Below are 13,868 nucleotides of genomic sequence, written 5' to 3'. Positions count from 1 at the left end.
TATAATATAAAAGATAAAAAAGAATTTAAGCTATTGATAATTAAATAGAAAAAGTTGTATAGGTTAGTATAAAAATATAAGTTTCTATGGGGGAAATATGGTAGGAATAGTAGTAGTAGCACATAATCCTAAACTTTCACAAGAGATAATCAATTTTTGTATGGAGCTTAAAAATAGTAATTTTATGTTGGAAAATGGTGGTGGAACAGAAGAAGATAATAGATATGGGACCTGTCCTGAAGTAATTGCCAGAGCAATAAAAAAAGCAAATCAAGGTGATGGAGTAGTAATACTTTGTGATCTTGGAAGTTCAGTAATGAATGCAGAAACAGCAAAAGAAAGACTAAAAGATGAAATAAAAGTAGAAATAGTGGATGCACCAATAGTAGAAGGAACAATAGTGGGAGTTTCCGCTAACCATCCAAAGGTAAATTTAAAAACATTAGTGGAATTTATAAAAGAATCAAAAGAGTTTCCAAAGTTTTAAGGGAAAGATAACTTAAGAGGGATACCAGCTTTTAAGTTGTCTTTTTCTTTTATTATAGAGAAGGTGAGAAAATGAGTAATGAATTAGAAAGCAAGAATGTAAGCAGATTATTTTTTAGATTTGCTGTTCCAAGTATAATAGGAATGTTAATAGTATCCATACAAATGATGGTAGATGGAATATTTATAGCTAATACACAAGGTGCTTCAGGTTTAGCAGCTATTAATCTTTCTATGCCAATAATATTATTTACAAACAGTATAGCTCTCATGATAGCAGCTGGTGGAGGGGTGTACTGTTCAATTGCTTTAGGAAAAGGCAAGTTTAAAAGAGCTAATGAAATAATGTCATTTACTCTTCAAATATTTGTAGTATTTTTAGGCAGTATATCCATTTTGGGGTTTCTTTTTATAAATGGTATAATAAATGTTTTAGGAGCTACAGAAATACTTGTTCCATTGGTAAAATCTTACTTATTAACTATGCTGGTATTGAATATACCATATAATATTCCAATATTTACAGAGGGATTTATAAAAATAGCAGGAAAACCAAATCTTGTATTTTTAAGTTGTATTATATGTCTTGCAGGAAATGTTTTGATGGATTATTTTTTTATAGTAAAAATGGATATGGGAGTGTTTGGAGCAGCTCTTGCTACAACAATAGCCAATGGAACAGCTGGTATTGTTCTTATGTGGAATTATTTTAAAGATAGAAGCAGACTTAAAATAGTAAAACCTAATGGGAATAGGATTCTTTTGGGAAAAATATTATATAATGGAAGTTCTGAAATGCTGACAATGGTATCAAGTGCCCTTGCCACTTTTATTTTTAATTATATACTTATCAGAAGAATAGGTGAAATAGGAGTATCAGCATTAACTATAGTTTTTTATGTAAATACTGTGGTAAATATATGCCTTTTTGGACTATCTCAGGCACTTCAGCCAATAGTTTCCTATAATCTTGGAGCAAGAAGAATGGAACAGATACATAAGGTAATGAAAACAGCATTTATTACAGGAGGGAGTATAGGGTTTTTCTTTTTCTTTGTAATGAAGTTTAATAATGCTCCTATTATAAAAGTATTTTCAAAAGATAATACTGACTTGATGGCATTGACTGGAAGAGCTTTAAATTTTGTAGTATTTCAATATCTATTTTCATTTGTAAATGTTATAATCAGCTCTTTTTTAACAGCTGTAGAAAAACCTATGGAATCAGCAGCTGTAGCAATGTGTCGTTCACTTGTATGTGTTGCAGGATTGCTTTTTATACTGCCAGTGTTTTTGGGAGAAAAAGGTTTATGGCTGGCTCTTCCATTGGGAGAACTTTTATGTATGACAGTAAGTGTTCCTCTTTTGATAATATCGTATAAGAAAATAAAAGTAAGAATAACTAAAATATAGTATAGAAAGTTAAATAAATTATATGGTTTGAAAATAGTAAGGGAAGTATTGTATAAAAAAGTTTTTGAAAGATAACAAAATAGATTTTTAGGAAGAAAAAGCTTTGAAATAAAAATAGATTCAAAGTAAAAAATAATGAAAAAAATTTATATAAATTTTAAATTATTTTAGAATTTACAGTCAAAGAAATTCAAAATGGGGTTTACTTTTGTATATGATATGTGATATATTGTACATAGAAAATATACTAAGGAGAAGAAAATGACTTTAAGAGCTGCTATAATTATAATAATATCAATAATATGCTTTCAATAAAATATTATAGATATTATTTTATGTAGTCTAAGTTATTCTTCTTAAGGGAAATAAATTAAAAGTTGAAGACAGCCTGCATAGCTGTCTTTTTTATTATAATCTAAACTTTATATCAGGAGGGTATTTATGTATAAAAAAGTGTCTACGAGCCTAAACTTCGTAGAGAGAGAAAAAGAAATTGAAAAATATTGGGAAGAGAACAAAATTTTTGAAAAAAGTCTTGAATTAAGAAAAGGAGATGATACATATACTTTTTATGATGGACCTCCTACAGCTAATGGAAAACCACATATAGGACATGTTTTAACTCGTGTAATAAAAGATATGGTTCCCAGATACAGAACTATGAAGGGATATGATGTACCAAGGAAAGCAGGATGGGATACACATGGACTTCCTGTGGAGTTAGAAGTAGAAAAGCTATTAGGAATAAATGGTAAGGATCAAATAGAAAGCTATGGATTGCAACCATTTATTGAAGAGTGTAAAACAAGTGTATGGAAATATAAGGAAATGTGGGAAGACTTTTCTAAAACAGTAGGTTTTTGGGCAGACATGGAAAAACCTTATGTAACTTATGATAATAATTTTATCGAATCTGAATGGTGGGCTTTAAAACAAATATGGGAGAAAGGATTACTATATAAAGGATTTAAAATTGTACCATATTGTCCAAGATGTGGAACACCACTATCAAGCCATGAAGTAGCACAGGGATATAAAGATGTAAAAGAAAGATCAGCTGTGGTAAGATTTAAGGTAAAAGATGAGGATGCTTATATCCTTGCATGGACAACAACTCCATGGACACTTCCTTCCAATGTAGCTCTTTGTGTAAATCCAAATGAAGTTTATGTAAAAGTTCAGCATGAAGGATATACATACTACATGGCAGAAGCTTTAGTTCCAGCAGTTTTAAAAGAAAACTTTACAATTTTAGAGAGATATAAAGGGAAAGATTTAGAATACAAGGAATATGTACCTTTATTTGATTTTGTAAAACCAGATAAAAAATGCTGGTATGTAACTTGTGATACTTATGTTACACTAACTGATGGTACTGGAGTAGTTCATACAGCTCCTGCATTTGGAGAAGATGATGCTAATGTAGGAAGAAAATATGATCTGCCATTTGTACAATTAGTTGATTCAAAAGGAGAAATGACAGAAGAAACACTTTGGCCAGGAGTATTTTGTAAAAAAGCAGATAAAGATATTCTAAAAACTTTAGAGGAGAAAGGTCTTTTATTTGATGCCCCTGTATTTGAACATAATTATCCTCATTGTTGGAGATGTGATACACCTCTTATTTATTATGCAAGAGAGTCTTGGTTCATCAAAATGACAGCTGTAAAAGAGGATTTGATAAGAAATAATGACAGTATTAATTGGATACCAAAGAGTATAGGAAAAGGTCGTTTTGGAGATTGGATTGAAAATGTTCAGGACTGGGGAATCAGTCGTAATCGTTATTGGGGAACACCTTTAAATGTATGGGAATGTGAATGTGGACATAACCATGCTATTGGAAGTATAGAAGAACTCAAATCTATGTCTTCTAATTGTCCAGAGGAAATAGAACTTCACCGTCCATATATAGATGCAGTAACTATTACTTGTCCTCATTGTGGTAAACAGATGAAAAGAGTACCAGAGGTTATTGACTGCTGGTTTGATTCAGGATCGATGCCTTTTGCACAACACCATTATCCATTTGAAAATAAAGATTTATTTGAGAAACAATTTCCAGCAGATTTTATTTCAGAAGCTGTTGACCAAACAAGAGGATGGTTCTATTCACTTCTTGCTATATCTACATTAATTTTTAATAAAGCACCATATAAAAATGTAATTGTGCTGGGACATGTACAAGATGAGAATGGACAAAAAATGTCTAAATCTAAGGGAAATGCAGTAGATCCATTTGAAGCACTTGCTACTTATGGTGCAGATGCTATTCGTTGGTATTTTTATATAAACTCAGCTCCTTGGCTTCCTAATAGATTTCATGGAAAAGCAGTTCAGGAAGGTCAACGTAAGTTTATGTCTACATTGTGGAATACATATGCTTTTTTTGTTCTTTATGCTGAGATAGACCAATTTGATGCTACTAAATATACTTTAGATAAAGATAAACTAACTATTATGGATAAATGGCTTCTTTCAAAATTGAATACAGTAGTAAAAGGTGTGGATGAAAATCTTGCTGATTACAAGCTTCTTGAAGCTGCAAGACTTCTTCAGGACTTTGTAGATGAATTAAGCAACTGGTATGTAAGAAGAAGCAGGGAGCGTTTCTGGGTACAAGATATGACTGATGATAAAATTACAGCATATATGACTTTATATACAGCACTTGTCACTATTTCAAAAGCAGCTGCACCAATGATTCCATTTATGACAGAAGAAATCTATCGTAATCTGGTATGCAGTATAGATAAAAATGCACCTGAAAGTATTCACTTAACTGACTTTCCAGAAGTACATGAAGAATTTATAGATAAAGCTTTAGAAGATGATATGGAAGAAGTTCTTCAAGTAGTTACTTTAGGAAGAGCAGCAAGAAATGCAGCTAATATCAAAAATAGACAGCCAATAGCTAATATATATGTAAAAGCTGGACATAAAGTTGGAGAACTTTATCAGAATATTATAAAAGAAGAGCTTAATATTAAAGAAATTCATTTTGTAGAAGATACATCACAATTTACTTCATATACTTTTAAGCCTCAATTAAAAGTATTGGGACAAAAATATGGAAAAAAAGTAAATGAAATTCGTACTCTTCTGGCAGAAATGGATGGAAGCAAAGGTAAAAAAGAGTTAGATGCTAATGGAGTTTTAGTTCTTAAATTAGCTGATGGAGAAGAAGCATCTCTTACTGTAGATGACCTCTTGATAGAAACAGCACAAACAGAAGGATATATGCCACTTGAAGATAGAGGAATAACTGTTGTACTTGATACTAAACTTACTCCTGAATTGCTAGAAGAAGGATTTGTAAGAGAAATTATCAGTAAAATTCAATCTATGCGTAAAGAGGCAGATTTTGATGTAACAGATCATATTACATTCTATGAAAAAGATAATGATAAAATTAAAGAAATAATTGAAAGAAATGCTGAAGAAATTAAGCATGATACTCTTACAGATGAAATAATCTTTGGAGAAGCAGATGGATTTACAGGAGAATTTAATGTAAATGGAGAAAAGGTTGTATTTGGAGTAAAAGTAAATAAGTAATATAAATAAAAAAGAGGTTGATTTATCAAGAAAAGTATAATTTTAGAATTTTTCCAGTAGAAAGGTTTGTTATTAATTTCGTTCCTAAAACTAAAAACAGTAAACTCACTATGTTCAGATATATTGTTTTTCATGTTTTACTTACTTCATTAATTACACAAGCCTTTCTAATTTCCAAATTTCTAAAATTTATCTTAGCTTATTAGTCAACCTCTTTAATTTTAATTGAAATATGATTTGATTTTTTCTACCCAAGCTTTGATTCTATCAGGAGTATCATTTCCTTGATTTCCCTCATCAAGAGCAAGACCTATAAATTTTCCGTCTACAACTGCTTCAGTTTCCTCATAACGATATCCTTCAGTAGAAGTGAATCCAATAACTTTAGCACCATTTTTTACAACTGTATCATAAAGTATCTTCATAGCTCCAACATATGATTCACCAAAAGCAAATTGATTTCCAAGTCCTGCTATTGCAACAGTTTTACCAGTAAAATCTATATTCTTAAACTCTTCAAAGACATTATTCCAATCTTCTTGAAGTTCTCCAACTCCATAAGTTGGAGATACAAGAATAAGATTTTCATAATCTTTCATTTCAGATATTCCATCAGCTACATTATATGTCTGATAATCATCCTTTCTAAGATAAAATTCTATCTCATCTACTATACCAGTAGTATTTCCAGATGTTGTTCCATAAAAAATTCCTATTTTTTTCATTTTTTCCTCCTATAAATTACAGATATCTTTTACAACTTCACTTGCTATTATAAGACCCGCACTGGAAGGAACAAAAGAGATACTTCCAACATTTACTTTTTTTTCTCTGCTTCCAGTTTCATTTTCAGGTTTTCTAGGAAGCTCCTTTGAATAAACCACTTTTAATTTTTTTATTCTTCTATTTTTTAATTCTTTTCTCATAACACGAGCTAAAGGACATACAGAAGTTTTATAGATATCAGTTACTTCAAGCATTGTAGGTTCAATTTTATTACCAGTTCCCATAGAAGAAATAAGTGGAGTATCACTATTTTGTCCTATTTCAGCCAAAGCTAATTTTGAAGTTACTAAATCAATTGCATCAACTATATAATCATATTTCTTATTTTTAAAAAATTTATCATAATTTTCTATTGAAAATTTTTCTGGATATTCATGTACCCTTATATTTGGATTTATAGAAAGAAGTCTTTCTTTCATAACAGAAGTTTTTAATTTTCCTATAGTATTTTGTAAGGCTATAATCTGTCTGTTAAGATTGGTAATATCTACAGTATCAAAATCTACAATAGATATTTCGCCAACTCCAGCTCTGGCTAAAGCCTCTATAGCAAAGCCACCTACTCCTCCTACTCCAAACACAATAACATGTGAATTTTGAAGTTTTTCAAGGTTTTCTTTTCCTATCAAAAGTTCAGTTCTTTGAAATATCATATCATCATCCTTAAATATATTATTTACTATCTTAGTAAATAATATATTATTTTTTATAAAAAATCAACAATATATTTTGAGAGTATTAAATACTGTAGAGGAATTTTAGAAAGATTTATGAGAATAATTGGAAATAAATGTAATGAAATAGAAAAAAACGTTTAAAAAACTATTGACAAAGTATAGATAATGAGTTATATAATTTATCAACAGGAGAAATGAAAACGTTTTAAAAAAGAGGTGCATAATAAAATGAAAATAAATGATGTAGCAGAGTATGCAGGAGTTTCATTAGCTACTGTTTCAAGGGTAATAAATGGGAGAAAAGTAAAAAAAGAAACAAAAGAAAAGGTGGAAGAAGCTATAAAAAAACTTAATTACACACCTAATTTTATGGCAAGCAGTCTGCAAAGAACAAAGAGCAATATGATACTTATAATAGTTCCAGAAATATCAAATCCCTATTATTCAGCTATTCTAGAAGGAGTAGAAGTAACTGCTAAAAGTATGGGTTATAATATTATATTAGGGAGCAGTTATTCATCAGAAGCACAGTTGTTAGATTATTTGAATCTATTAAATACTAAATTGGTAGATGGAATAATTCTTATGGAAAAAATAGCTAAAGAGAAAATAATGGAAAAAATAAAAGATGAAAACGTTTTCAGAAAGATGGTTCAGTGTAGTGAATATATAGAAGAAAATGGACTTACCTATATAACTATAGATCATGAAAAAGCTGCATATGAAGCTGTCAGTCATCTTATTTCGATAGGAAAGAAAGAAATATATCTTTTTTCAATGAAAAAAGATTATACATATTCTACTTTGAGAAGAGAAGGATTGATAAAAGCTATGAGTGACAATGGATTGGAATTTAAAAAAGAAAATGAAATACTTTTAGATGAATTATCTATAAAAGAAGCTCATAAACACATGAATATAATTTTAAATAACAGAAAAATAAAAGATATAGGAATATTTGCAGTATCAGATGTGATAGCAATAGGAGTATTAAAAGCTCTTAATACTAAAAATATAAAAATACCACAAGAAGTAGCAGTTATAGGATTTGACAATATAGATTTTTCAGCAGTTACAGAACCATCACTTACAACAGTGTCTCAGCCTGGATATGAATTAGGAGCAGAATCAGTAAAAAGTTTGGTGAGAAAGATAACTGGGGAGAATAATGAACCTGAAAAAATTATTTTAGACCATGAACTTATAGTAAGAGAAACAACTAATAAATTTGTTTTAAAGTAGAGAGAAATCTCTAATAAAATATAAGGAGGATTGATTTGATGAAGAGATTTTTTACATTATTAGCAGCATTGATGCTTTTAAGTGTAGCTGCATTTGCAAGTGCTGGAGGAAAAGTTCTTGGAATAGTTATGCCTAATGCAACTCATGGATTTTTGGGAGAAAGTATAAAACATGCTAGAGCAGCAGCTGAAGAGTATTCAAAGGCTAATGGATTCAAATACAAATTTCTTACTTCAGCTGAAGCGTCTGAACAAAATAATCAATTAGACACTTTAATTAATGAAAAAGTTGATTGTATTGTTTTATGGCCACATAATGGAAATGAGTTAAGATCAGGTGCTATGAAAGTTATGGAAGCAAAAATTCCATTGATTATCTATGACCGTTTGATTGATGAATTTACACCTACTGCTGAGGTTATGGGAGATAACTTTACAATAGGAGAAGAAACTGGAAAATATTTAAATAAATATTTTGCAGAAGATTTGAAAAAAGGAAAAGTTAATATCCTTGAATTTAAAGGAGATAACTCTACAGTTCCTCAACAACGTTCAGATGGATTTGCAAAAACTGCTGATAAAAATATTAATATTATTCAACAATTCAGTACTGACTGGCAAAGAGCAAAAGCTCAAGAACAAATGGAAACACTTCTTAATAGCTTGAAAAAAGATGAAGTAGAAAGTATAAAAGCTGTATTTACTCATGATGACGAAGTTGTTCTTGGAGTATTAGATGCAATAATGAGCTATAGTGGAAATGCTAAACTTAATATTAAACTTGTAACTGGTGTTGGTGGAAGAAGAGAAAATATTGAAACTTTTGATATATTTAAAAAAGACCTTGGAATAGATCAAGTAACTTATCTATTTTCACCTACAATGGTAAGAGATGCAGTTAAGATGGGTGCTGACATATTAGATGGAAAAACATTCTCTGGATTATATCTTATACCTACTGAAACAATAGATAATAATAACTATAAAGATTACATGAAGAGCGAGCATTGGAAGATAAGATACGAGAGTGGAATCTAAGATTAAATCAATTTAAGGGTGGGAGTTCCCACCCTTATTTAAAAAAAGGGGTAGGTGATAAAAGTCATGCTTTTAGAGATGAAAAATATAGTGAAATGTTTTGGTCCTGTACAGGCTTTAAAAGATGTTTCTCTCAATGTGGATAAAGGCGAAATACATGGATTATTAGGAGAAAATGGAGCAGGAAAATCGACTCTAATGAATATTCTGGCAGGAACATTTCCGCCTACACAGGGAGAGATTTTTTTTAATGGAAAAAAAATAGAAGATCTTAATACTAAGAGAACACAAGGTATGGGAATAAGATTCATACACCAGGAATTAAATCTGGTAAATGACCTTACTGTCTATGAAAATCTTTTTCTTGGAGAAGAACTTCTTAATAAATATGGATTTTTAGATAAAAAACAGATGATAAAAAAGTCTAGAGAAATTTTAGAAAAAATGAATTTGGATATTGAGCCAGAAACAGAAGTAAGACATTTAGAAACATCAAGAAAACAACTTGTAGAAATAGCAAAAGCTCTTCTTTTTGATGCTAAGCTGATAATAATGGATGAACCAACAACAGCTTTAACTAATAAAGAAATAGAGATGCTTTTTGTTCTTATGAGGAGATTGAAAGAACAAGGGGTAGCCATGATTTATATATCTCATAAAATGCCAGAACTTTTTAGTATTTGTGATAGATATACAGTACTTAGGGATGGGAAATTTATAGAAAGTGGTTATTTCAAAGATATAAATGAAAGAAAAGCTACTGAACTTTTAGTAGGAAGATGTATAGAAAATGAAAAGATAGAAAAAGAAAAAATATCAAATGAAGTATTAATGGAAGTAAAAAATATAGGTTCAGAAGGAAAATTTAAAGAAATATCCTTTGATTTAAAAAAAGGGGAAGTTATAGCAATTACAGGATTACATGGAGATGGAAGAGATCAATTAGCAGAAGCATTATATGGAGTATGCAAAATGGATTCTGGAGAAGTATGGGTAAATGGGAGAAAACTTGGGTATAAAAGTATAAAAGATACAGTAAAAAATGGAATAAGCATGGTACAAAGAAATAGAAAGGAACGTTCTATTATAAAAGATATGAGTATACTTAATAATTTTTCTGTGTCTAGATTTGTTTCAAAACATAAAAAGATGTTTATTGATGATAAGCTGGAAATGAAAAGATTTAATGCAAGAAAAAAAGAGATGTCCACAAAAATTGGACACCATAATGATTATATAACATCACTTTCAGGTGGTAATCAACAAAAAATAATAATTGGAAGATGTCTTGAGCTGAATACTGATGTGATAATTTTAGATAATCCTACACAAGGAATAGATGTAGGTGCTAAGTTTGAAATCTATAAAATAATTAATGAATTAGCTAAAACTGGTAAAGGAATAATAATATTCAGTTCTGAATATCCAGAGATAAATAAAGTAGCAGATAGGTGTTTTATAATGTATAAAGGAAGAATAAATAAGGAACTGACGAGAGATGAGTTCAGTGAAATAAATATCATGCACTATGCTACAGGAGCAAATATGGAGGAAAAAATATGAGTCAGTTGAATAAAAATCTAGATATGAAAAAAATATATTCAAATTATACATTTGTATTTTCTTTTTTAGTCCTTGTTGTGATAGCAACTGCAATAAATCATTCTTTCCTGTCTTGGACAAATCTGTCTACACTCATGCTCCAATCATCTATTAAAGGGATAATAGCTCTAGGGATGACTCTCATTATCATATCAGGACAAATAGATCTATCAGTAGGATCACAATGTGCTCTTGTAGCAGGATTAGGAGTAGTTGTTCTCAATAGGACAGAAAGTCCATTTATTATGCTCCTATTTTGTATGGCGTTTGGAGCCTTGCTTGGAACAGTTAATGGACTTATAACAAATAAAGGGAAAATGGCACCTTTTATAGTTACTCTTGCTACAATGAGTGCTTACAGATCTATAATAGTTCAACTTGGACAGGGTGGACCTTTTAATGTTGAAATGAAAATACTTATGAGTTTTAGAAAAATAGCAGCTGGAAAAATATTGGGAATGCCTAATCTTGCAATAATTTTTATAATTATAACTATACTTATGGTTATTTTGGTTAAATATACAAAATTTGGAAGATATGTGTATGCAGTTGGTTCTAACGAAAATGCTACTTTTCTTACTGGGGTAAATGTTGTAAAAGTTAAAACATTATGTTTTACACTTACAGGTTTTTTAACAGGAATAGCTTCATTTCTTCTTTCATCAAGACTTACATCTATCACAGCAGCCAATGTAGGAATGTCTTTTGAGCTGGATGCAATAGCTGCTGTTGCTATTGGAGGAACATCAATGAGTGGTGGAAGAGGAAAAATAATGGGAACTTTCTTAGGAGCTATAATGCTTCAAATGATAGAAGGAATCCTTATAGCAGCACGTATTCCGCCATTTTTATCAGGATTAGTAAAGGGAATAATAATAATTTTAGCAGTAATTTTCCAAAGTAAAAAAGGTAATGATTAAAATATAATAAAATATGGAGGTTCATATGAAATTAGGATTTTTAACTGGTATTATGGGGGATATGTCTATATATGAAAAAATAGAATGGGCTCATAGGGTAGGGTTTGAAACATTAGAAGTTTCATGCTGGCCTAAAACTAATTCCAGAGATTATTCAGGAAGTGATATAGATGTAGTAAATTTTACTAAAGAAGAAGCAGAGAAATTAAATGACTTTCTTAAAGAAAGAAATATGACAATAGTATCTCTTGCTTATTATGATAATAATCTGGATCACGATCCTGTGAAAAGAAAGGGTTATAATAATCATTTGATAAAAGTAATAGATGCTGCTTCACTTCTAGGGGTAAAAAATGTAGGAACTTTCATAGGTAGAGATATGACACTTCCAATAGAAGAGAATTTTGATGAAATGGAAAAGATTTTTAGACCTATATTAGAATATGCACAAGAGAAAAAAGTGAGAATAATAATAGAGAATTGTTCTATGCCAGGATGGCATGAAAGTGGTTGGGCAGGAACTATTTCATATTCACCAGAATTATGGGATGAGATGTTTAAAAGACTTCCATATGACAATTTTGGATTAAATTATGATCCATCACATTTGCTATGGCTGGGAATAGATTATATCCAAGCATTGAAAGACTATAAAGATAAAATATTTGAAGTTCATGCTAAAGATACAGAGGTATTTGAAGATAAGAAAAAATATTATAGTATTTTAGGGAAACAACTAGGGAGAAAAGATAATTGGGATTTAGGGTTCTGGAGACATAGAATGCCAGGAAAAGGAGATATAGACTGGAAAAAATTTATTGATACATTGAAAGAAATTGGATATGATGATGAATTAGTAATAGAACATGAGGATTTAGAATATCAGGATACAGTTGAAAAGGTAAAAGAAGGACTTGAGCTTGGGTACAAATACTTAAAAGAAAGGATGTAGGAGGCAGAAATGAAAAAGATAAAAGTAGGAATAATTGGATGTGGTTCCATAACTGAAAAAAGACATGCTCCTGAATATTTAGATAATCCTAATGTAGAAATAGCAGCATTTTATGATTTAAATAAAAAAAGAGCTGAATTGATGGTAGAAAAATTTGGTGGAAAAGCTACAGATGAGTATATGGATATATTAAATGACTCAGAAATAGATGCTGTAAGTGACTGTACTCCCAATAATATGCATTGTATTATATCAACAAAAGCTATGGAACTAGGAAAACATGTGCTGTGTGAAAAACCTATGACTAAAAGCGTAGAAGAGGCAGAAAAAATAGTAGAGATGCAGAAAAAAACTGGAAAAATATTTATGATAGATCATAACCAGAGATTTACAAAGGCTCATAAAAGAGTCAGAGATATAATAAAAAGTGGAAAACTAGGAAAAGTAATTACTTTTAGAACTACTTTTGGACATGGAGGACCTGAATCTTGGACAGAGAGTAAATCTAAAAATACATGGTTTTTTCAAAAAGATAAATGTGAGTTTGGAGTAATAGGTGATTTAGGAGTTCATAAAATAGATATTATCAGATATCTTACAGATTCTGAATTTGAAAGTGTCTGTGGAATGGGAGGAACTCTTCATAAAACTTTTGAAAATGGGGAATCCATAGAAGTATATGATAATGCAATCTGCATATTAAAGATGAAATGTGGAGCAATAGGAACAGGAACTTTCAGCTGGACATATTATGGGCAGGAAGATAATTCAACTATACTTTATATGGAGAAAGGGATAATAAGAATATATGATGACCCTAAATACCAGATAAAAATAATAAATGAAAATGGAAAAATAGAAGAGCTTGAAGTCGAGGCTATTCAAACAAATGATAACCAGACAAAAACTGGTGTAATAGATGCTTTTATAAATACTATTATAAAGCATGAGGAGTCTCCTGTGACAGCAGAAGATGGACTTATTTCTATAAAAGTAGTAAAAGGAATAATAAAAGCTATTGAAGAGAAAAAGGAAATAAAGTTATGAATTTCAAATAGATAATCAACAAATTTTAAAACTTTCTTTATAAAGTTGAAGAAAGTATAAAAAATACATAAATGCAATTAATGAGGACAGCTGTCAATTTAAACTGCTGTCCTCTTATTTTGAATATTAACGATTAAATTGCTGCCAG

Annotated in this window: 11 protein-coding genes; 9 read left to right on the top strand and 2 right to left on the bottom strand. The window is 30.2% G+C overall.

Going from position 1 to position 13,868, the window contains the following annotated elements; genetic code table 11:
- The first annotated feature begins 97 nt into the window (after positions 1–97).
- The 3 genes from dhaM (at position 98) to ileS (ending at position 5,457) form a co-directional block, all read left to right on the top strand.
- A complete protein-coding gene (gene dhaM / locus E6771_RS02830; RefSeq protein WP_316089546.1) occupies positions 98–487 on the top strand; it encodes a dihydroxyacetone kinase phosphoryl donor subunit DhaM in 390 nt (129 codons plus the stop codon).
- 71 nt (positions 488–558) lie between these two features.
- Complete coding sequence (locus E6771_RS02825; RefSeq protein WP_316089545.1) at positions 559–1,899, top strand: MATE family efflux transporter; 1,341 nt, start codon at positions 559–561, stop codon at positions 1,897–1,899.
- 441 nt (positions 1,900–2,340) lie between these two features.
- Positions 2,341–5,457, top strand: a complete 3,117-nt coding sequence (gene ileS, locus E6771_RS02820; protein WP_316089544.1) for an isoleucine--tRNA ligase — start codon at positions 2,341–2,343, stop codon at positions 5,455–5,457.
- Between the two features lie 221 nt (positions 5,458–5,678).
- Here ileS and E6771_RS02815 read toward each other — a convergent pair whose 3' ends face one another.
- Both E6771_RS02815 and E6771_RS02810 read right to left on the bottom strand, forming a co-directional pair.
- Complete coding sequence (locus E6771_RS02815) at positions 5,679–6,182, bottom strand: flavodoxin (RefSeq protein WP_316089543.1); 504 nt, start codon at positions 6,180–6,182, stop codon at positions 5,679–5,681.
- A 9-nt stretch (positions 6,183–6,191) separates the two neighbouring features.
- Positions 6,192–6,896: a tRNA threonylcarbamoyladenosine dehydratase gene (locus E6771_RS02810; protein ID WP_316089542.1), complete on the bottom strand. Its 705-nt coding sequence runs from the start codon at positions 6,894–6,896 to the stop codon at positions 6,192–6,194.
- Positions 6,897–7,148: 252 nt separating this feature from the next.
- Here E6771_RS02810 and E6771_RS02805 point away from each other — a divergent pair, with 252 nt between their 5' ends.
- The 6 genes from E6771_RS02805 to E6771_RS02780 all read left to right on the top strand — a co-directional run bounded on the left by E6771_RS02805 (position 7,149) and on the right by E6771_RS02780 (position 13,720).
- Positions 7,149–8,162, top strand: a complete 1,014-nt coding sequence (locus tag E6771_RS02805; RefSeq protein ID WP_316089541.1) for a LacI family DNA-binding transcriptional regulator — start codon at positions 7,149–7,151, stop codon at positions 8,160–8,162.
- Positions 8,163–8,200: 38 nt separating this feature from the next.
- A complete protein-coding gene (locus E6771_RS02800; RefSeq protein WP_316089540.1) occupies positions 8,201–9,199 on the top strand; it encodes a substrate-binding domain-containing protein in 999 nt (332 codons plus the stop codon).
- Between the two features lie 78 nt (positions 9,200–9,277).
- The gene (locus tag E6771_RS02795; RefSeq protein ID WP_316089539.1) at positions 9,278–10,762 is read left to right on the top strand and encodes a sugar ABC transporter ATP-binding protein; all 1,485 of its coding nucleotides are present in this window, start codon (positions 9,278–9,280) and stop codon (positions 10,760–10,762) included.
- Positions 10,759–11,721, top strand: coding sequence for an ABC transporter permease (locus tag E6771_RS02790; RefSeq protein WP_316089538.1), 963 nt, complete (start codon positions 10,759–10,761; stop codon positions 11,719–11,721). Before E6771_RS02795 ends, E6771_RS02790 begins: the two co-directional genes overlap by 4 nt.
- A 25-nt stretch (positions 11,722–11,746) precedes the next feature.
- On the top strand, positions 11,747–12,673 hold the full coding sequence (locus tag E6771_RS02785; protein ID WP_316089537.1) for a sugar phosphate isomerase/epimerase family protein: 927 nt from the start codon (positions 11,747–11,749) through the stop codon (positions 12,671–12,673).
- Between the two features lie 9 nt (positions 12,674–12,682).
- The gene (locus E6771_RS02780; protein ID WP_316089536.1) at positions 12,683–13,720 is read left to right on the top strand and encodes a Gfo/Idh/MocA family oxidoreductase; all 1,038 of its coding nucleotides are present in this window, start codon (positions 12,683–12,685) and stop codon (positions 13,718–13,720) included.
- Positions 13,721–13,868: the final 148 nt, after the last annotated feature.

Origin of the sequence: Fusobacterium sp. (assembly GCF_032477075.1) — a bacterium.
Classification (GTDB): Bacteria; Fusobacteriota; Fusobacteriia; order Fusobacteriales; family Fusobacteriaceae; genus Fusobacterium_A.
The sequence above is the reverse complement of the archived record's forward strand: the minus strand, read 5'-3'. Positions and strand labels throughout refer to the sequence as shown.